Raw genomic sequence first — 21,563 nt, 5'->3', positions numbered from 1 at the left:
GGCAGCAAGGACAAGACCGAGGAAAGATTACCGGTGTCGGAGGGCCTCGGCAATGACATTCAGGGCTTTTTTCATCAATTCCATATCTGCCTGGGCGCCCATGTGCCCCAGGCGAAACACTTTTTCGGCCAACGGCCCGTAGCTGCCAGCCACCACCAGTCCAGACTGCCGGAGTCTTCGGTCCCAGGCTTTCCATGTGAATCCTTCGGGAATATTGGCGGCGGTCACCGTCGGCGAGGGGATGGCGTCGGCGGTTGGGAACAGGTCGATCCCCATATCGACCAGGTGCCGGCGGCACATCTGGGCAACGATATCATGACGGTTGTAGCTGTTTTCCAGCCCTTCGTTCAAAAGCAGTTCGGCGGCCGCATGCAGGGCCGCCACTCCCTGCCAGTTCGGCGTGTAGGGGAAAAACCGGTCTTTCACCGCCCGGTGAAAGGGTTTGAGGGCGTCGTACCCCACATAATTTACCGCTTCGATAATTTCCCAGGCTTTGACACTTACCGATAAAAAGCAGGTGTCCGGCGGTGCCGAGAGGCATTTCTGGGCGCCGCCCAGGCACAAATCGATGTTCCAGTCGTCGGTCAGCACGGGTACCCCGCCGGCTGCGGCCACGGCATCAACGTAAAACAGGGGCACTCGATAGGCGTGCTTCAAGCGGCCCAGCTCCTCCAGCGGATTGAGGGTTCCCGAGGGCGTTTCGCAATGCACAGCCGTGATCATGCGGGGCTTAAATTCGGCGATGGCGGCTTCGATACGAGCCATGTCGTTGATGGTTTCGTCATAGCCGAAGCCGACCGTTTTGACATCGGCTCCGATGGACTGCGCCATCTCGCCGATACCATAGCCGAATACGCCCGTAGCGACGGTCAACACCCGGTCTCCGGGAACCAGGCAGCTTTTCAGGGCACTCCACAGGGCCAACATACCCTCACCGGACTGAATCACGATGTCGTCCTTGGTGTCCAAAATGGCCTTCAACAGGCGCTGGGTGCGCGAGTAGAGGTCGATGAACTCCGTTTCCAGATCGCCGGAGCCATAAGGCTTCAGGTAAGCCTGCCGCACATTTTCCGGTACCACCACTGGACCGGGAACCATGGGGATGGGGTAGGTTTGCATGATAATTTCCTTTTATATCTGGATGCCGCGTATTTCTTTCAGCAGCGGTTGGATCCGCGCCCGATGGTCGGGCGGAATCATGAGGACAAACACGGGCTGGTTGGACACCAGACTCTCCGGTGGCGGGCCCAGGCGACCGGAGGTGTATAGTCTTCGATTTTCACTGTTCGCCAAAAACTGCATCACATCGGCAAAGTTGCCCGTATAACCGTGGGCGTCGATATGTTCCAGGTGCTGTAAAAAGACGTCGTTGACCGTTAAAATGAATGGGTCCATGTCGGCAAAACCCGTTTGGCCGCAATTTCTGGCAGATACCATGCATCGGCAGCCAAAGGGCCGTACCCCGTATAAGGGGCAGGCGTTGTCCACCAAAACTGGGCAGGGGCTGGCTTCAGGATTCAGGTGCTCTTCGGGTGGGTCCTCGCCGCGAGCGCAAATATCAGCCATGCGGTTGATGGAGATCCTTGGTCTGAATCGATCCGGGTGCGATAATCGGGTGATGGTTTCCAGGTGCTTCAGGTTTCCGGATGTTTCCAGATCCGCAAAAATCCGGCAGCCTTCCAAGGTCGTCATGGTTACATTGGCCGTGCAGCAATGAGCACAGTATTTCTCGCACGCAAGTTCGAATTCACCGACAAAGCGATCATAAATATCGAGCATGCGTTCCAGAATGGTCAGTTTGGCAGTAAGATCCATGGGCGTTCTTTCCCTACGTTAAAAATTTATTGATTATCAGCTTTTTTATACCCCAATCATCGGCCTTTTTCCAGCAGAACCCCGGTGGCAAATATCTTGACAATCGCCAATATGCCGTTAGATCATTGAAAATAAAATACTGGAGGGAGCTATGACCGAAAAAGTGTATTTTATCGACATGCGGGCGACGATGAAAGAGAGTTTCATTGCCAAAATCGAGCGGTTGATGGAATCGGCCGGTGTTGGTGCCGTGATCGACAAGAGGGACCTGACGGCAATCAAGCTTCATTTCGGGGAGGCTGGCAACGCGGCGTTTATTCGGCCGGTATACCTCCGCAAGGTGGTCGACACCGTTAAACGGGCCGGGGGTGTCCCCTTCCTTACCGATGCCAACACCCTGTACGCCGGTACGCGCAGCGACGCGCCCAATCACTTGACCACTGCCGTACATAACGGTTTTGCTTATGCGGTCGTGGAAGCGCCGCTGATCATTGCCGACGGACTGCGCGGAAAGAACGAAACCGCAGTTCCTATCAATCAGAAGCGCTTCGAGGCGGTGTATATCGGAACCGATATTTTGGAAGCCGACGCATTGATATCCGTGGCTCACTTCAAGGGACACGAACTGTCCGGTTTTGGCGGCACCATTAAAAACCTGGGCATGGGCTGCGCTTCCCGCAAAGGCAAGCTGGCCCAGCATTCCAGCCTCTCTCCGGCCATTGGCGAACAGTGCATCGGCTGCGGAGAATGCCAGGACCATTGTTCCCAGAACGCGATCTCCATCGTGGACGAAAAGGCTCGGATCGATGTGGAGGCGTGCATCGGCTGCGGAGAATGCATCCTCATCTGCCCCAACGAAGCCATCGCTGTTCAGTGGAACCAGTCCATTCCGATTTTCCTTGAAAATATGGTGGAATACACCATGGGCGTGCTGGCCAATAAGACGGGAAAGTGCCTTTTTCTCAATTTTATTACCGATGTTTCCCCTGCCTGCGATTGCTATCCGACCAACGATGCCCCCATCGTAAAAAATATCGGAGTGCTCGCGTCGACCGATCCGGTGGCCATTGATCAGGCATCGGTGGATCTGGTGAATGCTGAGCCGGCCCTTGCCGGCAGCCAGTTGGAAACCAACAGGGAGCCGGGCCAGGACAAATTCAAGGGAATCTACCCTAAAGTGGACTGGGAAATTCAGCTCGAATACGCCCAGCAATTGGGATTGGGCAGCCGGTCCTATGAATTGATTCAGTTGTAATTTCAGTCTGATGCTGCGTTCTTGGATTCACTTGGTCCTGCATTTCACGGCACCTGGGGTGGTGGCCCGGTTCGGATTCGCCGAACGATGGAGGCGGGCCTGGCTGATCATGGTGGCGACCATGATCGTCGACCTCGATCATTTGCTGGCCGTCCCGATTTACGATCCCGACCGCTGCAGCATTGGCTTTCATCCCCTGCACACTTGGCCGGCGGTTGCGGCTTATCTGCTTCTCAGCCTGATTCCGAAAACCCGTATGGTGGGGCTGGGCCTGTTGATTCACATGGCGCTGGATGCCATCGATTGCTTGTGGATGAATGGATTGGGATAGGACGTAAAACGCGGGAATGGCCGCCCAGTCCCGCGCTTGTATAGATTCATTTTTCTGGTTCGTGTTACCAGATTTTAATGCTTCTGCCTTTAAACTCCATCAGCTGTTCCGTGGTTGCCCGGAGACGATCGGCCAGCACGCTGGCAAACACCCGAAAGATGACATAGCCAAAGGCCAGTTTATCGGTGCCGGTCAACTGTTCGATGTAGTAAATGTCCGTTGCCAGGCAGACGGTTTCACCGACGGCCACCGCCGCGGCACTGCGGGGAGCGCATTCGAGAGCGCCCATTTCTCCAAAAATATCGCCCCGACGCTGGAGCAGCGCCACGGGTTTTTCGTCTTTCATCAGTCTTACTTTGCCGTAGACCACAAAGTAAAGCCAGGTATCCGAGCTGCCCTGTTCAAAGATCGTTTCTCCTGCATTGTACTTCCTGATTTTGCTCATGGACATCAAGTGCTGAAGTTCATCCTCTTGAAACGGTTCGAAAATTTCGAATTTTCGGATGTCCTTCAGAACCCGCTGGTTGCCTCTTAAAAAATCGGTTTCCTGCATAACGGACCTCGTTTCGCCGTCGTATGCTGCGACCCCGGAACGAACGGCGCCGGCTAAATGGGATGAAATTCCCTTTTATTCTATACCAACCTGGCCTGAAGGCAACAGCTTTTTTCAACGAAGAAACGTTTCGGAAGGAATCGGGGAATGGTAAGCGGCTTTACCCACCGGCCTATTTTCTTTGGTCGGCTCCAATGGGTGTGTCGGACTGTTGCTCTATCTTGACGAACCAGGCTTTGATAACGGCATTGGCTAAAGTGGCAAGTGGAATTGCGAAAAAGAGCCCCCACAACCCCCACAGGCCGCCGAACAGGAGTACCGCCACGACGATGGCCACCGGATGGAGGTTGACCACGCCGGAGAGCAACAAGGGGGCCAGCAGGTTGCCGTCGAAAATCTGGATGACCAGATACGCCACCATGGCGGATGCGAATTCGTGGCTCCATCCCCACTGGATAAAGGCGACCAGGGCCATGACAAAACCCATGACCGTGACGCCGATGTAGGGAATGATCACCGACAGACCCACAAAAAGGGAGATCAGGAGGGAAAATTGCAGCCCCAGCGCCTTGAAAGCCACATAGCTGATTCCCCAGATGATCAGCAGTTCCCAGCCCTTGCCACGGATGTAGTTGGTAATCTGAATGTTGGCCTCCTGCCAGACGGACTCGGTCAGATCCATGTTGTCGGGAAGAAAACGCCGGGCCCAATCCAGGATCATATCCTTGTCCTTGAGCAGGAAGAAAACCATGAAGGGGACCAGTACGAGGTAGACAACCAGATGCATCAGGCCCACCACCGAAGCCAGGGACAGGGTCAGCGCCTGCCTGCCCATTGCGGTGAGACTGGTGTTCAGGTAGTCGATGATTTCGCGGACCTGGCTTTCGGAGATCAGCTCCGGGTAGCGGGTGGGCAGTTCACCCAATCGGGTTTGAACCGTAGCCAGCATCCCGGGCAGTTGCTGAACCAGCTGGCCGACCTGTTTGACGGCCAGGGGCAGAAGCCACAAAATCATGACCAGCATGCCGATCATGAAAACGGCAAAAACGATGGAGACCGCAGCGATGCGGGGCAGGTGGAACCGCTTCAACAGGCTGACAAGGCCGTCGAGCAGATAGGCGATAATGATGCTGATCATCACCGGGGCCAGCAGGTTTCCCATAAAATAGATCAGCCCGGCGCCCACCAGCAGCATGAAACCCAGGATCACCCGCTGGGGATCGGAAAAATGTCGATCTTTCCACTCTCTGAAGACTTCAAACATGGGCGCGTTCACCTGTAAGAATATTGACAAATTCCATGGTCAAATTCGCCTGTTCCACTCAAAAACGGTATCCATAAACGATCCCCAGGGTATCCATTCCCTCGTTGGGACTAGCCAGATAGGCGTTGGAGACATGATCGAACAAAATCATGATCCGGTGATGGTTGGTGATCGCATACCCGATTTCCACGGGAATCCTGAACAGCACCTGCGATCCCAGGGATTTGCGGTCCGTGTCGGCCGTATCCAGTTTGCCATCGTGAAGCGCCAGTCCCGCGCCCGTTGAAAAAAAAAAGGGCCCCGATGGCTCCCACTGAAGCAGCAGACCGCCGAAGATCTTGCTGGTATCTCCGCGGGTATTCACGTCGGCCCCCACATCGGGATAAGCGGTGGCGGCAAACAGTTGGAACAGCGGGCGGTCGAAAATCGCCTCGGCGTGAATGTCCGGGCCTTTCTCCTTTGAAGAGCCGCTCCACAATCCATCGACATCGTGGGCCGCGACACCGCAGCGAAATTCCCGGATCAACCCCCGGCTGGGTGGATCTTCGAAGGCGCATCCTTCATCGAAGGCCGCCAGAAGGAAAAGTGCCGCGCAAACCGCAACGGACAGGATACGGATCTTTGCACGGCATGCGATCATTGATCCAGATCCGCGGGCAACTCGCAGGTGTCCGGCCCCGCCGATTTTTTAGCTTCGACAAAATGGGCGGCGGCCAGGGCCGCGGTGCATCCGTCGGCGGCGGAAAGGACGATCTGCCGGGCAAATTTATCGCGCAAATCGCCGATGACGTAAATCCCCGGCGACTTGGTTTCGCATTTCTCGTCGGTGATCACCAGGCCGTCGGCATTCATGCGGGTTCCAGCGGGCACCAGCTCGTTATTGGGGTTGAAACCGATGAAAATGAACACTCCGTCCACACTCAAACCCCGGGTCTCTTTGGTTACCGTGTCCTGGAGACCGACCGCTTCCACGCCGTCGGGTCCGGCCTTGATGTCCGTCAGCACGGTGTTCCACAGCATCTCGATGTTGCAGTCGTCGAAAATCCGCTGCTGGAGAATCTTGCTGGCCCGCAGTTCATCGCGGCGGTGGGCGATATATACTTTTTTGCAGAGCTTGGCCAGGTAAAGAGCCTCCTCGGCGGCGCTGTCTCCGCCGCCAACTACGACGACGGTTTTACCCCGAAAAAAGAAACCGTCACAGGTGGCGCAGTAAGAGACCCCCTTGCCGTAAAATTCCCGTTCGCCGGGAACATCGAGCTTGCGGGGGCTGCCGCCGGTGGCCAGGATGACGGCATGGGATTTCAGGACCTCGCCGTTGGCCAGGGTCACCGTGTGATATTCCAAGCCCGGATCCAGGGCCGTCGCTTCCTGTGAAATCGTCTCCAGGTCGTAAGATTCAGCGTGCTGGGCGAATTTCATGGACAATTCCGCTCCACTGATGTGGATGAAGCCCGGATAATTCTCCACTTCGTCGCTCATCGTCACCTGGCCGCCCGGCACTCCCTTTTCCACCAGCACGGTCTTGAGGGCCGCACGCATGGCGTAGATCGCGGCCGACAAACCGCCCGGACCGCCGCCGATGATGACCAGATCGTAAAAATCGTGCTTTGCCATAATCATTCTCCCTTTTTCTTCCGGGAAAGGGCTTTTTGGAGCTGATCCCCCAAAGAGCCCAGAGACCCGCCGGAACCCCCGGCAAATTCCTGCCAGCCCTGGTTGTCTGCAACATCACCGGTCCCCAGCGAAATTTTGCGGGCAATTGAATCGATCCTGTCAACGGTCACGCTGACGGTGCCGCCGGGCTTGAGGCTGTCGAACGTGGCCGCTTTTTCCGATGCGGCGATTTTGGATTTGGGGAGCAGGCCGGTAATGCCCGGTGCCAGGTTCACGAAGATGCCGAAGCTTTCCTTTTTTTCCACCCGACCCTGGACCGTCTGCCCCGGTTTGAAGTTTTCCTCGATATCCGCCCAGGGATCGCCCTCGGCATCCTTGATGCTCAGCGATATCCGTTTGCGGTCGAGATCAAACTCCTTGACTGTCACCACGACTGCGTCACCGGGAGAGACCACCTCTTCGGGACGCATCACGCGGCGGGTATAACTCATTTCACTGATATGCACCAACCCCTCGATGCCTGGAAACAACTCGACAAAAGCCCCGAAATTGGCGCAACGGGTTACCTTGCCCTTCAATTTGTCCCCCACCCGGATGCGATTGGGTGCCTCCTGCCAGGGGTCGCCCATGGCCTGTTTAACGGAAAGAGAAATCTTTTTGGTACCCGGCTTTTCTCCCTCCTTAACGCCCAAAACTTTAACCTGGAGCCGATCTCCCACCTTGACCGCCTGTTCTGGGGTATCCAGACGCGACCAGCTGAGTTCGCTGATGTGCACCAGCCCCTCCACGCCCGGTGCCAGCGTCACAAAGGCACCGAATGGCAGAATGCGGACCACGGTTCCTTCATATACGGCATCTTTGTCCAGTTGATCCATAAATGCCTTGCGACTGGCCTCCATCTCCTTTTGAAGGATATCGCGCCTTGAAAGCACGATGTTGCGGCCCCGCTCTTCGAACCGTTTGATGAGGAAGGAAAAGATTTGGCCTACGTAGGCTTCCGGGTCCTCCACATAGGTCAGGTCCATCTGGCTGATGGGGCAAAAGGCCCGTCGTTTGACGACTTCCACCTGAAATCCGCCCTTGATGGAGGCAACGACCTTTCCTTCCACCGGAATGCGCTGTTCCCAGGCGTCTTGCAGCATGTTCAGGCCGCCGATGCCGGAAACGGCTTTGGAAAGACGGATTTCGCTTTCGTCTGCTGCGATGACGTAAAGGTCCAGTTCGTCGCCCTCGCCAACGTTCAATTGGCCTTCTTCGTCCAGCAGTTCGGCTTTTTCAACCACGCCGTCCACTTTGGTGCCGGTATCCACAAACACATTGCTGGCGCCGATGGAAATGATTCGTCCCCGGATTTGGTCCCCCACCTGGATGTTCTCGTTCATGCCGGCACTGTAGGATTCCAACAGGTCGGCAAAACTCTCCTCCGCATCCGGGGCCGCGTTTTCAAATTCTTCATTCATGATCGATCTCCCATAATTCATTGAAATGTGCAGCAACTTCACCAGAAAACGGCGGCTTTTGCAAGCCCATTATGGACCCGTTTGCATGTCTTCTTGGCGAGCACAATTTCTTGCCGGGGCGTTCAAATTTTCAGAATCGTGATTATCAATATAAGGTAAGCACGAAGCAACGACGGCATCGATTGCCGACGGCACCGATGCCCGGATGAAAACACCCGTTAACCAGCGGAGGCGAATATGGAAAATAGAGAAATCGTACCCAACGAAAAAGAATGTATCCGGCAGTGTATCATCAAGTTCTGGTCCGGCTCGAATCCGCCGGTGAAAAACCGGGATGAACGCTACGAACGATGCCTCACCAACTGCGATGTCTGCGGTTCGGCCTGATTGCGCGGCGATCCCGATTGAACGTTCGGTACCGGAGGGAGCCATTTTTCTTCCGGTTACCCATTCAACATGAATCTGAAAGATAAAAAAGCCGGAGGTGTTTGGCGTTCATGGCTGTAAAACCGGACGAACCCATCCCCGAACAATTCCAGCATCAGGCCCGGATGCTGGCCAACCGGGTGAGAAAACGCTTCAAACACCTTCATCGGCGTTTCAAGCGGCAGAAGATCGAAGTCTTCCGTCTTTACGATTGGGATATTCCTGAGATTCGTGCCGTGGTGGACTGGTACGGCGGTCATCTGGTGATCGGAGAGTATCTGCGCCGCCAGTCCGTCCCTAAATGGCTGCCTGCCATGGCCCGGGAGGTCGCCGGCGTTCTGGATGTGCCCATGGAAAAGGTTCATCTCAAGGTGCGGCGGGCGGGGAAACAGGATGGTCAACGGTATGAACGCATCGACCATACGAATAAAAAAATCGTTTTGTCGGAAAGGGATTTGAAATTTCTGGTCAATCCCTACGACTTTGTCGATACCGGACTGTTTTCCGACCATCGCGATACCCGGCAGATGGTGCGGGAAATGGCTGCCGGTAAAGATTTTCTCAATCTGTATTGCTATACGGCAGCCTTTTCCTGTTATGCAGCCCTGGGTGGCGCCCGCAGCACCGTTTCCGTGGACCGCTCGGAAGGCGCCATCCAGTGGGCTCGCGAGAACATGGCCCTCAACGGCATCGACCCGGCCGCCAATCGGCTGGTTCAGGGCCACACGTTCGACTATCTGAAAAACGCCAGAAACAAAGGGATGCGCTTCGACCTGGCGGTGGTCGATCCACCCTCCTACTCCACCACCAAAACCCGCGACCTGACATTTGACGTCGTCAAGGACCACCCCCTGCTGCTGGAAAACGTGGTTTCCGTCCTGAAAGCCGGCGCCACCTTGTTTTTCTCCACCAACCACCAGAACTTTGAACCCAATCTGGGTGGTCTCAAGGTATCCGATGCCAGGGAGATTACCTCCCGAACGATCCCCGAAGACTACGTTCACAAGCGCAAAACCATCCATCGCTGCTGGCAGATTACCGTCTAGCGCAACACCGTGCGAAACGGTCCTTGTTGACACCGGCCGATGGCCGCCGGTATAGTTCTGCTCAGCGCTGCCGGGCGCCTTTTTAACGGCATCGCAGGCGCATTTTGACTTTCACGGTAACGGTGCTATCCATGCGGTGGTCCCCGAAAAACCTGGTTCCAGGAATCCGCCATCTTTTCAGGAGACGGTCCCCGGGCGATGTTCAATTGGGTCAGGTGCTGATTGATCGGGGCATCATCACCGCGGAGCAACTGGAGATCGCGCTGGCCGAACAGCGCAAGCGGCTAATCGAAACCGGTCAGGCCGTGCGTCTGGGCCACGTGATCGCCGATCTTGCGCTGGCCTCCGAAGAGGCAGTGGTCGAGGCCATCAACGAGAATTTCCGGCTTTCGGTTGCCTCCCTGTCGGACAATATCCGTGAACTGATTCTTCGCCAGCGCGGTCCATTGGCCGAACGATTGCCCCCGCCGGCCATTCCCATCTGGCTCAAACTCTGCATCGGTGCATTGCTCATTGTCGCCGTCACCATCGTTTCCTTCAGCACCATCATCATCAACAAGCAAAAGGCCCGGCTGTTCGACCAGACGGTGATGGTAGGGACCGTAAGTCTCAACTATTTCGCCAACAATGCCCGCATTCCACTCATCGATGACGATATTCTCAGCCTGAACACCCTGATCAAGGAAGCCACCGATACCGAGGGCCTGCGCTACGCCGTGGTCACAGATACTCGGGGATTGATCCGGGCCCACACCGACGTGAACCGAATCGGCACGCCTCTTTCTGCAGCGACGCCGACGCAGCCGCCGGTAACCCGCGGAAAAGTTTCTTATTACTCCTTTGTAACCCCGACCGGCGAACAGATGTTGAATCTGTACCGCGATGTCTTATTCCAGGAAAAAATATTAGGCACGGTGCATGTGGGCGTGTCCCTGGATTTTATCGAACACCTGGTGGCGCGGGAGAAAGGATCCATCATCTATGTGACCCTTGTGATGATGACTATCGGTTTGGCCATTGCTGTCTATCTGGGGCTTCGTTTTTCACGACCCATCACGCAGTTGGTGGCCGCCACCGAAGCCATCGGCAAGGGCGACTACCGCCATCGGGTGGAACTCAACCGCCAGGACGAACTGGGCAATCTGGCCACGGCCTTCAACCAGATGGGCGAAGAGCTTTTACGGCACACGTTGACACGCCAGTCCTTCGGGAAATACGTCGGAGAAGAGGTGCTGGAGATGATTATCGCCGACCCGGAAAAAATGTGGCTCAAGGGACATAAGAACGACGCCACGATCCTTTTCGCCGACATCCGGGGATTTACCGCCTATGCGGAATCCCGGGATCCGGAGCGGGTCGTCGAGATGCTCAATACCTATTTCGATATTGCCACCCGGGCCATATTGGATTACGGAGGATATGTGGACAAGTTCATCGGCGACGGCGTTTTGGGCGTCTTCGGCGTGCCAGTATACAGAAACGACCACGTCGAACGAACGGTGCGGGCCGCGCTGGACCTCATGGAGCAGCTTCGCAGCCGGAACAACCAAGGCAACCCCCTTTTGTCGTCCGTGGGGATCGGCATTCACACCGGCCCCGTCGTCTCCGGCAACATTGGCTCGCCGGCCAAAATGGAATACACGGTGATCGGCGATACGGTTAACCTGGCATCCCGACTCAGCAGCCTCGCGCGTCCGGGCGAGGTACTGGTAACCGATGCCGTGGTTTGTGCCCTGCGGTCTCTGATCCAGGTGGAATCCGCCGGAGACCGCACCGTTAAAGGCAAAACCGCACCCGTTCCAACCTTCCGGGTGCTTTCCATCAAACAGAGGCCTCATGTCAAATCGGTGGAGTAGGTTTTTCGGCTGCGCCAGGTGCACCCTGGCGGCAGTGCTGATCCTGGTCCTGATCGTCCCGGCCGCCCTGGGCGGAGAGCCTTCAGGCAGGAAGCCACCGCCTTTGCTGTTGGTGCGTGCCCGGCAGGGAGACACGCCGCAACTGATTGCCCAGCGATACTTGAAGGCGGCATCCAAGGGATGGATGATCGCCGAATACAATGGCAAAGATACTTTTTCCGAGGGAGAGGCCGTTGTTGTTCCCGGGGCCGACTTTCGACCGGGGGGGCTGTTTCCCGGCGGCATCCAGGTCGTTCCCGTGATAACCTATAGCGATATCGGCGAACCAACCGGGCAGACCAATCGGGTTCCCCAAATTTCCCGGTCGGCCTTTCACGAGCAGATGCGGTGGCTGAGCGAATCGGGTTTTACCGCCATTTCGCCGGATCGGCTGGTCCAATTCATGGCGTTTACAGCCCAGCTTCCCCGACGATCTGTTCTTATTACTGCGGACACCGAATCTCAGGCTTTTTACCAGGACGCGGCGCCCATCCTGAAAGCCTTCGGAATGACGGCAACCGTCTTCGTGGCCCCCGGACGGGTGGGCGAAAAGGGCACCATGACCTGGGGCCAGATCCGAACGCTGAGCAAAGAAGGATTCACCATCGGCTGCCGGGGCTGCTACGGCCGATCTCTGACACGCCGCAAGCGGGGCCAGTCTTTTAAAGAGAATTTCTCGTGGGTTGAATCCGAACTGCAGCAAGGCAAAAAAAAGATAGAAGAAGCGTTGGGCAAACCGTGCCGGTTTCTGGCCTATCCAGAGGGCAGCAGCAACAACTTGATTGCCGCCATGGCCGCCAATCTGGGCTTTTCGGCGGCGTTCAAACGCTCGCCGGGAGGCACGCCTTTTTATGCCGACCGCTACGGCATCCATCGAAACGTCGTCGATCGTCGTACAGATCTGGATCGCTTCAGCGATCTGCTGGCCACGACAATCAAAGTGGACCTCAAATGAAGCGCGCCTGGCTGCCAGTGATTGCCATCATCGCCTGGGCTGCCCTTGCCGCCTGTTCCGGCAGCATGGATTCGCTCTCGACATTGGTGCACTCCGGACCCTGGTGGCGGGCGGAGCAGATCGAGACCATCAGCGTCCGGGCCCGAGAACTGGAGGCCCATGGTGAACTGGGCATGGCTCTGGATCACTGGCGTCTGGTTGAGGATATCGCCGCCGATTCAAAGGAGGCCGAACGCGAAATCCAACGCATCGAAGAGAAGATCGACGCGGCGGTCCGATCCCACTACCAGGCGGGCCTGGCGAAGTTAAGGGATCGCCGCTCAACGGACGCCCGCAACCACTTTCTGGCCGCACTGCGTTTGGATCCGACCTTTCAGCCGGCACTGCGGCAAATCCGAGCCCGTTTCTCTCCCTTTCCCTTTCGCGTCTACCAGACCGTACCGGGTGATCGGCCGGCATCGGTGGCCGAGAAATTTTTTGGCGACGAGAAGAAGGCTTTTCTCGTTGCCTGGTTCAACCACCTGCCCGAAGACCGGGCATTGCCTCCCGGCAGTCTGCTGATCCTGCCCAAATGGGAAGATGCAGAACCTCCGGAAATCAAGGAGCAACCAGCACCCGACCCCTTGGACGTGGCCCGGGACAGACTGTCGGACGGCGATCTCCAAGGGGCTATGGCACTGGTCCGGCAGGCCGACCCGTCGGATACAAAGGCGCAAGCCCTGATTCACACCATCCAGCTCGGACAGGCGGCCCAACAGGTCGAAGCGGGACGGCTGGCGGATGCCGAAGCCTCCCTGGCGGCGGTTCCCGATGGATTCGAGGGCAAAGCCGCCCTTGCGGAAAAACTGGACTTCACCCTGAAGCAGCGGCAATTTGATCTTGACCTGAAAAACGCCCGGCAGCTTTTCAACCAGGGCCGCTATGGCCAATGCCTCGACCAGGCTGAAATGCTCATGCAACGTGCGCCTGATAATAGCGAAGCGGCCCGGCTGGCGGCCGAGGCGCGCTATCGGCTGGCCTTGGAGTATTTCGATCACCAGCGCTACCGGGAGGCCCGAACTCTGTTGGAAAACATGGAAGAAAGCCATGAAGCCGGGACTGCTCTGAAGAAGGCCGTCCATGCCCGGCTGGTGGAACTGGCCCAGGTCCATTACCGCAATGGCGTCAAACATTTTATCAACGAAGATCTGAAGAAGGCCATCGCCGAATGGGAAATGGCCCTGGACTGCGACCCGGACCACGCCAAGGCCCGTGAGAACATCGAAAACGCCCGCCGACTTTTACATAAGATAGAAACCCTGCCTTAAAGTCATTATCGAAAATAACTATTGGTCTCGCCTTCGATATCGTTTTTGTCTATTAGACTTTTTACAGGCCCGATGATAGCGTCAAAATTGTTATCACTTCGACGATTCCAACTGGACATGATAATCATCAAGTTAAAAAAGGAGGTCGAGCATGACGCGGATCGGGCGGTCGTTGTACGGCATGGTTGCAATCTCTATTCTGACTCTTTTGCTGAAAGGCGTTGCGCCGGCCGTGGCGGACGATTTGTCTCCGTTTGCGGGCCAGGCCGGGACGATCAAGATTTCCGGCGGCACAGCACATATTCCGGTGATGAAGGCGGCGGCCAAGCAGATCATGCAGCGCTTTTCCGACGTTCGGATCACCATTGCCGGCGGAGGCTCCGGCGTGGGCATCAAACAGGTGGGCGAAGGGTTGGTTGACATCGGCAACTCCGGCCGCAAACCGACCGATGATGAAATCGCAAAATACGGCTTGAAAATGTTCAAATGGGCCATCGATGGCGTCGGACTGGTGGTCAATCCGGAAAATCCGGTCACATCGTTGACCACGTCGCAAGTCAAAGCCATTTTCGCCGGCACCATCGACAACTGGAAGGCCCTTGGGGGCACGGACAAGGCGATCAACCTTTACACCCGCGACACGGCCAGCGGAACGAGATCGGTCTTCTGGAAAAAAGCCCTGGGAAAAGGTGCGATCAGCGCCAAAGCCAATGTGGTGGTCTCCAACGGCGCCATGAAAGCGGCCGTGGCCAACGATCCCTATGCGATCGGTTATGTCTCGGTGGGACACATGGACGAAAGCGTTCAACCGGTGGCGCTGGACGGCGTTACGCCGACCCTGGAGACCGTGAAGCGCGGCGAATACAAAATTGCCCGGGGTCTGTACAGCAACACCAAAGGCGATCCGAACGGACTGACGAAAACCTTCATTGATTTTCTGTTCAGCGAAACCGGCCAGGGCCTCGCCGCCGCCAAGGGATTTATCCCTGTAAAATAATAAAGATGCGCAGCCAAGGTCTGGTACAGGGCTTGCTGGCTGTGGCCGCAGCCGGCTCGGTGGCCGTTACGGTGCTGATCTTCGGGTTCATGATCGTTCTGGGCCTCCCGCTGGTCACCAGCGGTGCGTTCTTCAATCTCTTTACCTCTTCCTGGCTGCCCAACGAGGGCCTGTACGGCATCGTTCCCATGATGGCCGGATCGCTGTTCATCGCCGGTCTGGCAATGATCTTCAGTTTTCCTCTGAGCCTGGGGTGCGCCGCTCTGGTCGCTGTTCTGGCAAAGGGACGGGTGCCGGCCCTGCTGCACCGGCTGGTTCGGTTCATGACCGGCATCCCCACCGTGGTCTATGGTTTTGCCGGCATTTTTCTGCTGGTTCCCTTCGTCCGCGAATGGACGGGCAGCGGCTCGGGTATGTGCATTCTCTCTGCATCCATGCTGCTGGCCATTCTGATCGCCCCCACCATGATTCTTTTTTTCACCGACAGTTTCGCCGGCGTGCCCAAGAGCTACCTGGCGGCGGCCGACGCCCTGGGCGCCACCCCTGTCCAGAAGTTCGTTCGTGTGGTCATTCCCTGCTCCTGGCGGGGGCTGACCACCGGCGTGCTCCTGGCCCTGGGGCGGGCCGTGGGCGACACGCTGATCGCCCTGATGATCGCCGGCAACGCCACCGCCTTTCCCGGTTCGCCGCTGGCTTCCGCTCGAACGCTGCCCGCACATATCGCCCTGGTGGTGGCCGCCGATTTTGACAGTCTGGAGTTTCGCACCCTGTTTGCCTGCGGAATCATCTTGTATGCCTTTACCACCCTGACCGTCCTACTGACCCGGCGGATGGTTGCCGACAAAGGCGGTGTGCCATGAAAGCCAGATGCTGCGACAAACTGGTGACCGCCTGGGCCTGGCTTTCCGGACTGGTGCTCACCGCTAGTGTCGCCATGCTTCTTGGGTTCCTGTTGATCAAGGGGGCTGGAACCCTCTCCCCGGCGCTTTTTTTTGGAGACACCGCCCCCTTGGACGCCCTGCTGATGAAACGCCAAGTCTTCGAAGGCATTTTTCCGGCAACTGTCGGCACCTTGCTTCTGGTCGGTCTTGCCGTGGGCATGGCCGTTCCCGTGGGCATCGCTACCGGCATCTATATGGCCGAATTTGCCGCGCCGCGCACCAAAGCGGTTTTCGGGCTTTTTTTCGACATTCTGGCCGGCATTCCGTCGATTCTGGTTGGCCTTTTCGGCTTCAGCATGGCGATTTTTCTCCACCACCATTTTTCCGGCCAAATCGCCCCCTGCCTGCTGATATCGGCCCTGTCGCTGGCCTTTCTGGTGCTGCCCTATCTGATCCGCACCAGCCAGACCACCTTGGAAAATCTGCCCCGCCACGTTCGCATGACGGCCCCGGCGCTGGGCGCCTCTAAGCTGCAGACCATTTTCTATGTACTGCTGCCCCAGTCCCTGTCTGGCATTGTCAGCGGCATCATTCTTTCCATCGGCCGCTGCGCGGAAGACACAGCCGTAATCATGCTGACCGGCGTGGTGGCCACGGCCGGCATCCCCGCCTCGCTGCTTTCGGGGTACGAAGCCCTGCCGTTTTATATCTACACGGTTTCCGCCCAGTATGCGGACCAGGCTGAACTGATGCGCGGATATGGCGCGGCCATTGTCCTGCTGGCTGTCTGCGCGCTGCTTTTCGCCCTGACCGCTTTCATCCGGCATCGGCTGGCCGATCACCTGCTATACGGAGCCCGCTGAGGAAACGAACAGGATGACCGCAAACAACGAGATAAAGATAAAAGCCCGTCACCTGGTTTTTTCCTACGGCGACAACCGGGTCTTGCAGGATATAAGCCTGGATGTCCACGAGGGCGCCATCACGGCGGTGACAGGGCCTTCGGGACAGGGCAAATCCACGCTGTTAACCCTGTTCAACCGCCTGTGGGAAGACATCCCCGGGGCCCGCATGCAAGGCAGCGTCCATATTCGTCTGGGCGGGGCGGATCAGGATATCTACCACCCATCCTGTTCACTGCCCGATCTGCGGCGCAAGGTGGGCATGGTGTTTCAGATCCCCAACCCGCTGCCCATGAGCATCTATAAAAACGTGGCCTTTCCCTTGAAGATGGCTGGAATTTCGAATGAAGCACAGATAAAGGATGCCGTGGAAACCGCCTTGAAACAGGCTTTCCTGTGGGATGAGGTCAAAGACCGCCTTCGGGAGGACGCCCGCCGGCTATCCGGCGGCCAGCAGCAGCGCCTGTGCATCGCCCGGGCACTGGTGGTCGAACCGGAGGTGCTGCTGCTGGACGAACCCACCTCCTCTCTTGATGGCAAAGCTACTGCGATTATCGAGGCGTTGATCGTCAGTCTCAAGCAGGCCTGCACTATCGTCATGGTGTCCCACGACACGGCCCAGGTCGAGCGGGTGGCCGACCGCTGGGTTGAACTGAAAAAGGGAATCCTCGTTCTTGCCTGAACCGGTCGCAGCCTTTTCTATTCTGCCTGTGCTTCATCCCCAAGATTGATGCGTCTCTTTTTTATCTTTTTGACCCGTGGGGCGTCTCTATCCTTTTTTTTCGATTCGCCGTGCATTTTCTCCGACTTGGCAGCCGTTTCTTTGCGGATACGGGCTTCGGCCTTTTCGGCCAATTGGGTTTCTTGGGCTGCAATGACGCCCAACTGTCTTTTTCCCTGCCGTATATTTGCTTCCAATTTTCTGACCAAATGATCTTTTTTGATTAACTCGGTGGCCACGCCATGGACGGTCAGCCTCTCAATACGTTCGGCAAGCCGCTCTTCAGTGGCTTTAAGGTGGTGTTCGATATGGGGTTTGCGGTGCAACATGGGTCGTTTTCCTTTCTGGATAAGAAATGGCGTACGCGCCAAATCGGAATCCGCGTGTCCTGTTTTTCACGTTTCTCGGACATCGGGGGGTGATTATGCTTGCCAAAGCATCGACTCCCTTTTGTCGGCCGCTGCAAGGGTGGGTCGTCCCGCATATTTAAACTGCATAACCCGGGCCACCGAAACGACGCGGTCTAATATGTCTGAAAACAAGCTTTCCAGGCGGGAGGGAATGTCTTCCAGGGGATCTTCCGATCAGGATGGAAAACCGGAATCGAGGCTTCCTTTTTCTACCATTACTCCTGATCCGGATCGGGTAGACATCGCCAATAATAAATGAATTAAAAAATCATGCTGGCACGTGTTTTGATATACGCTTGTCGTTCCCGCGATACGGAAAACCAGTGGCGTTTTCCTATCGATTAAATCGGACAAACATAAAGGAGAATATATAACGATGTTTTTCAACCGCTGTGGCCAAACCCGATCAAATCCGAGCCGAAGCCGGCCCCATGCCATGGAGGTCAACACAGAGGTCGAAGAGGAGCCTCCCAGTCAGGCGATCGATTACACAATCGCCTTGCCGTTGACGGCCGCCCGGCCGCTCACAAACCGTCCCTCCATCAAACCGGTTCCCAATTATCCGGTTTCTTTTCGACGCAAGTTTCTGAAAATCTACTACCCCGATATCAGTGATCGGCAGTGGAACAATTGGCAGTGGCAGATCGCCAATCGGGTGTGCAAGCCAAGTCAATTGAAACGGTTTTTGACCCTGAGCAGCGAAGAAAATGCGGCCATGGCCGGATTGGCAACCAGGCTGCCTTTGGCGATCACACCCTATTATCTCAGCCTGCTGGTGGGCCACGATATGGATTACCCGCTGCGCAAATCCGTGGTGCCTACGATCAACGAGTTTGTCCAGATGCCGGAAGAGGCTGACGACCCCCTGAACGAAGATCATCAGAGCCCGGTGCCGGGTTTGGTCCATCGCTACCCGGACCGAGTGCTGTTCCTGCTCCTGGATTTCTGTTCCACCTATTGCCGTTACTGTACCCGTTCGCGCGTGGTGGGGCATGGCCGCCTGCATTTCAATCGTAAACGGTTGGAACAGGCGATGGAATATATTCGCCGCACGCCCACGGTTCGGGATGTTCTGCTTTCCGGCGGGGATCCGCTGACCTTGGGCGATTCACGGCTGGATTGGCTGCTGACCCGGCTGCGGCAAATCAAACATGTGGAAATCATTCGCATCGGCACCAAAATTCCAGCTGTTTTGCCGCAGCGGGTGACGTCCCAATTGGTGCGCATGCTCAAACGCCATCACCCGTTGTGGATGAGTCTGCACTTTACCCATCCGGACGAGTGTACGCCCGAGGCCTCGCAGGCCTGCCAGCGGTTGGCCGACGCCGGCATCCCCTTAGGGTCTCAGACGGTTCTGCTCAAGAACATCAACGATTCGGTGGAGACCATGAACAGCCTTGTTCACCGCCTGCTGCGCATGCGGGTCAGGCCATACTACCTGTACCAGTGCGACCCCATTTCCGGCTCATCTCATTTCCGAACAACGGTGGACAAGGGGCTGGAGATCATCCAGCGCCTGCGAGGGTTTACCAGCGGCTACGCCGTACCCACCTACGTCATCGATGCACCCGGCGGCGGCGGCAAGATTCCGTTGATGCCCGAATACCGCCAGGGACGCGACGGATGCGATCTCGTGCTGCGAAACTACGAAGGCAAAACCTATCGCTATCCGGATTCGGTATGATCGACATAACTACCAACATAGGAGGGTCGTGCTCATGAAAATCGGTTTGACCTATGATTTACGCTCCGAATATTTGGCGGCCGGGTATGGCGAGGAGGAAACCGCCGAATTCGATCGCGACGACACCATCGACGCTCTGGAAAAGGCCCTGGCCGGACTGGGCCATGACACCGAGCGGATCGGCCATGCCCGCAGCCTGGTCCAACAACTGGCTGTCGGCCGAGATTGGGACCTGGTGTTCAACATCGCCGAGGGGATGCACGGCATCGGCCGGGAGGCCCAGGTGCCGGCAATTTTGGATGTTTACGGGATTGCCTACACCTTTTCCGATCCGCTGGTGATGGCCTTGACCCTGCACAAGGGCATGACCAAGCATGTACTGCGCGATGCCGGCGTGCCCACCGCCGATTTCGTGGTGGTGCGCGAGCCCTCGGATCTGCAAGCGGTCGGCTTTGGACCGCCCTACTTCATCAAGCCCGTGGCCGAAGGCACGGGCAAGGGGGTGACGGCTGACTCCATCGTACGCAACCGCAAGGATTTGGACGCTGCCTGCCTGAAGTTGATAACCGCCTTTCGCCAGCCGGTGCTGGTGGAGTCGTTTTTACCGGGCCGTGAGTTTACCGTTGGCCTGGTGGGAACGGGTCGCGAGGCAAGAATACTGGGCACCATGGAAGTCCTCCTTTTGGAAAACGCTGAGGCCGAAGTTTATTCTTACACCAACAAGGAACGCTGCGAAGAGTTGGTCGTCTACCGGATCGTGGATGCGGACCAGGACCTGGTGGTACGGCAGGCCGAGGCCATTGTGCTGAAGGCCTGGCAAGTGCTGGGCTGCAGGGACTGTGGACGCGCCGATGTGCGCTGTGACGCCCGTGGCGTGCCCCAGTTTATGGAAGTCAACCCGCTGGCCGGGCTCCACCCCCAACATTCCGATCTGCCGATTTTATGCACTCGACTGGGCATCACTTATGAACAGTTGATCGGATGGGTCGTGGAATCCGCTCAAAAACGCGTTCGCACCGGAACAACCGATCAAAGGATTCAAGCTTATGCGTATTGCTGTGGTTCATAATGCATTACGGAATGACAGCGCAGCCGATGAACAGGATGTCCTGGTTCAGGCTGATGCCGTCACAGAAGCCCTGCACACCCTCGGGCACAAACCGGTTCGCCTGAGCTGCGATTTGAACCTCTCCCGTGTCCGCAACGAGATTGGCGCCATCGATCCCGGTCTGGTTTTCAACCTGGTGGAGTCTCTGGACGGCACAGGCCGGTTGATCCACCTGTTCCCTTCGCTGTTGGATACCATGGGGCTGCCGTATACCGGGGCATGTGCGGAAGCCATGATCCTGACTTCCAACAAGCTTTTCGCAAAAACGATGCTGGACGGAGCCGGTCTGCCAACACCGGTCTGGACCGTTCCATCCAACGCCTGGAACCCGGGGCGCTTCCGGCGGCCTCGGGAAAACCCATGCCGCTGGTTTATCAAATCCGTGTGGGAGCACGCTTCCGTCGGGCTCGACGACGATGCCATTGTTGAAGCCGCATCCGATCGGATGTTGGAGACGCTGATGGCCCAGCGTGCACCCCGGCTGGGCGGCACCTGTTTTGCCGAAGCCTTCATCGATGGACGGGAGTTCAACCTCTCCTTGCTGGACAGCCTTGAAGGACCCCAGGTGCTGCCTCCAGCCGAGATCGTTTTCGAGGGATACGCCTCCGGGCAGGCCCGCATCGTGGACTACAAAGCCAAATGGGACGAAGATTCCTTCGCATATCGGCACACCCCGCGTCGGTTCGATTTCGATCCGGTTGACGAGGAGCTGCTGGAGCAGCTCAAGACCCTGTCCTTGGAATGCTGGGAACTGATGGGCCTGCGGGGATATGCCCGAGTGGATTTTCGCGTGGACGCTTACAGGCGGCTCTGGATTCTGGAGATCAACGCCAACCCCTGCCTTTCCCCGGACGCCGGTTTTGCCGCCGCCGTCCACCGGGCCGGAATGACCATGACCGACGCCGTGGCAAGGATTGTGAGTACATCGGGAAAATAAGC

General features: G+C 57.0%; 22 protein-coding genes. 14 read left to right on the top strand and 8 right to left on the bottom strand.

What is annotated here, in order from left to right:
* Positions 1-27: 27 nt before the first annotated feature.
* Both GN111_RS20305 and GN111_RS20300 read right to left on the bottom strand, forming a co-directional pair.
* Positions 28-1,119 (bottom strand): pyridoxal-phosphate-dependent aminotransferase family protein, encoded by a 1,092-nt coding sequence (locus tag GN111_RS20305; RefSeq protein ID WP_176603298.1) that lies wholly within the window; start codon positions 1,117-1,119, stop codon positions 28-30.
* A gap of 12 nt (positions 1,120-1,131) precedes the next feature.
* A complete protein-coding gene (locus GN111_RS20300; protein ID WP_155305502.1) occupies positions 1,132-1,815 on the bottom strand; it encodes a hypothetical protein in 684 nt (227 codons plus the stop codon).
* Positions 1,816-1,966: 151 nt separating this feature from the next.
* Between GN111_RS20300 and GN111_RS20295 the strand changes: the two genes are divergently transcribed.
* Both GN111_RS20295 and GN111_RS20290 read left to right on the top strand, forming a co-directional pair.
* Positions 1,967-3,070, top strand: a complete 1,104-nt coding sequence (locus GN111_RS20295; protein ID WP_155305501.1) for a DUF362 domain-containing protein — start codon at positions 1,967-1,969, stop codon at positions 3,068-3,070.
* 10 nt (positions 3,071-3,080) lie between these two features.
* Positions 3,081-3,401 carry a DUF6122 family protein gene (locus GN111_RS20290; protein WP_155305500.1) on the top strand — a complete coding sequence of 107 codons (321 nt, stop codon included), beginning with the start codon at positions 3,081-3,083 and terminating at the stop codon, positions 3,399-3,401.
* Between the two features lie 64 nt (positions 3,402-3,465).
* On the opposite strand, the gene GN111_RS20285 is transcribed toward GN111_RS20290, so the two are convergent.
* From GN111_RS20285 to GN111_RS20265, 5 genes are all read right to left on the bottom strand, one after another.
* Entirely contained in the window at positions 3,466-3,954 is a 489-nt protein-coding gene (locus tag GN111_RS20285; protein WP_155305499.1) for a cyclic nucleotide-binding domain-containing protein, read from the bottom strand.
* A 172-nt stretch (positions 3,955-4,126) separates the two neighbouring features.
* Positions 4,127-5,218 (bottom strand): AI-2E family transporter, encoded by a 1,092-nt coding sequence (locus GN111_RS20280; protein WP_155305498.1) that lies wholly within the window; start codon positions 5,216-5,218, stop codon positions 4,127-4,129.
* Between the two features lie 58 nt (positions 5,219-5,276).
* Complete coding sequence (locus GN111_RS20275) at positions 5,277-5,858, bottom strand: acyloxyacyl hydrolase (RefSeq protein WP_155305497.1); 582 nt, start codon at positions 5,856-5,858, stop codon at positions 5,277-5,279.
* Positions 5,855-6,832 (bottom strand): thioredoxin-disulfide reductase, encoded by a 978-nt coding sequence (gene trxB, locus GN111_RS20270; protein ID WP_155305496.1) that lies wholly within the window; start codon positions 6,830-6,832, stop codon positions 5,855-5,857. Before trxB ends, GN111_RS20275 begins: the two co-directional genes overlap by 4 nt.
* Before the next feature lie 2 nt (positions 6,833-6,834).
* Positions 6,835-8,292 carry a 30S ribosomal protein S1 gene (locus tag GN111_RS20265; RefSeq protein WP_155305495.1) on the bottom strand — a complete coding sequence of 486 codons (1,458 nt, stop codon included), beginning with the start codon at positions 8,290-8,292 and terminating at the stop codon, positions 6,835-6,837.
* A gap of 237 nt (positions 8,293-8,529) precedes the next feature.
* On the opposite strand from GN111_RS20265, the gene GN111_RS20260 reads away from it, so the two are divergent.
* The 9 genes from GN111_RS20260 to GN111_RS20220 all read left to right on the top strand — a co-directional run bounded on the left by GN111_RS20260 (position 8,530) and on the right by GN111_RS20220 (position 17,383).
* On the top strand, positions 8,530-8,679 hold the full coding sequence (locus tag GN111_RS20260) for a hypothetical protein (RefSeq protein WP_155305494.1): 150 nt from the start codon (positions 8,530-8,532) through the stop codon (positions 8,677-8,679).
* A 110-nt stretch (positions 8,680-8,789) separates the two neighbouring features.
* Complete coding sequence (locus GN111_RS20255) at positions 8,790-9,764, top strand: class I SAM-dependent methyltransferase (protein ID WP_155305493.1); 975 nt, start codon at positions 8,790-8,792, stop codon at positions 9,762-9,764.
* A gap of 131 nt (positions 9,765-9,895) precedes the next feature.
* Positions 9,896-11,620 carry an adenylate/guanylate cyclase domain-containing protein gene (locus tag GN111_RS20250; protein ID WP_155305492.1) on the top strand — a complete coding sequence of 575 codons (1,725 nt, stop codon included), beginning with the start codon at positions 9,896-9,898 and terminating at the stop codon, positions 11,618-11,620.
* Complete coding sequence (locus tag GN111_RS20245) at positions 11,601-12,614, top strand: polysaccharide deacetylase family protein (protein WP_155305491.1); 1,014 nt, start codon at positions 11,601-11,603, stop codon at positions 12,612-12,614. The genes GN111_RS20250 and GN111_RS20245 overlap by 20 nt, the downstream gene beginning before the upstream one ends.
* Complete coding sequence (locus GN111_RS20240; protein ID WP_155305490.1) at positions 12,611-13,921, top strand: tetratricopeptide repeat protein; 1,311 nt, start codon at positions 12,611-12,613, stop codon at positions 13,919-13,921. Before GN111_RS20245 ends, GN111_RS20240 begins: the two co-directional genes overlap by 4 nt.
* Positions 13,922-14,072: 151 nt before the next feature.
* Positions 14,073-14,918, top strand: coding sequence for a phosphate ABC transporter substrate-binding protein (locus GN111_RS20235; protein WP_231715503.1), 846 nt, complete (start codon positions 14,073-14,075; stop codon positions 14,916-14,918).
* 5 nt (positions 14,919-14,923) lie between these two features.
* Positions 14,924-15,778, top strand: a complete 855-nt coding sequence (locus tag GN111_RS20230) for a PstC family ABC transporter permease (protein WP_155305489.1) — start codon at positions 14,924-14,926, stop codon at positions 15,776-15,778.
* Positions 15,775-16,662: a PstA family ABC transporter permease gene (locus GN111_RS20225; protein WP_155305488.1), complete on the top strand. Its 888-nt coding sequence runs from the start codon at positions 15,775-15,777 to the stop codon at positions 16,660-16,662. The genes GN111_RS20230 and GN111_RS20225 overlap by 4 nt, the downstream gene beginning before the upstream one ends.
* Positions 16,663-16,675: 13 nt before the next feature.
* Positions 16,676-17,383 (top strand): phosphate ABC transporter ATP-binding protein, encoded by a 708-nt coding sequence (locus GN111_RS20220; protein WP_155305487.1) that lies wholly within the window; start codon positions 16,676-16,678, stop codon positions 17,381-17,383.
* A 17-nt stretch (positions 17,384-17,400) separates the two neighbouring features.
* Here GN111_RS20220 and GN111_RS20215 read toward each other — a convergent pair whose 3' ends face one another.
* Positions 17,401-17,751, bottom strand: a complete 351-nt coding sequence (locus GN111_RS20215; protein WP_155305486.1) for a hypothetical protein — start codon at positions 17,749-17,751, stop codon at positions 17,401-17,403.
* A 457-nt stretch (positions 17,752-18,208) separates the two neighbouring features.
* Here GN111_RS20215 and GN111_RS20210 point away from each other — a divergent pair, with 457 nt between their 5' ends.
* Genes GN111_RS20210 through GN111_RS20200 form a run of 3 tightly spaced genes read left to right on the top strand, consistent with a single transcriptional unit; the run spans position 18,209 to position 21,561 of the window.
* Positions 18,209-19,516: a KamA family radical SAM protein gene (locus GN111_RS20210; protein ID WP_231715502.1), complete on the top strand. Its 1,308-nt coding sequence runs from the start codon at positions 18,209-18,211 to the stop codon at positions 19,514-19,516.
* 34 nt (positions 19,517-19,550) lie between these two features.
* Complete coding sequence (locus GN111_RS20205) at positions 19,551-20,585, top strand: D-alanine--D-alanine ligase family protein (protein ID WP_155305485.1); 1,035 nt, start codon at positions 19,551-19,553, stop codon at positions 20,583-20,585.
* Positions 20,563-21,561, top strand: coding sequence for a D-alanine--D-alanine ligase family protein (locus tag GN111_RS20200; protein WP_155305484.1), 999 nt, complete (start codon positions 20,563-20,565; stop codon positions 21,559-21,561). Before GN111_RS20205 ends, GN111_RS20200 begins: the two co-directional genes overlap by 23 nt.
* The last annotated feature ends 2 nt before the right edge of the window (positions 21,562-21,563 follow it).

Origin of the sequence: Desulfosarcina widdelii (assembly GCF_009688965.1) — a bacterium.
GTDB classification, from domain to species: domain Bacteria; phylum Desulfobacterota; class Desulfobacteria; order Desulfobacterales; family Desulfosarcinaceae; genus Desulfosarcina; species Desulfosarcina widdelii.
Note: the sequence above shows the minus strand (reverse complement) of the source record. Positions and strands in the feature narration are given on the sequence as shown.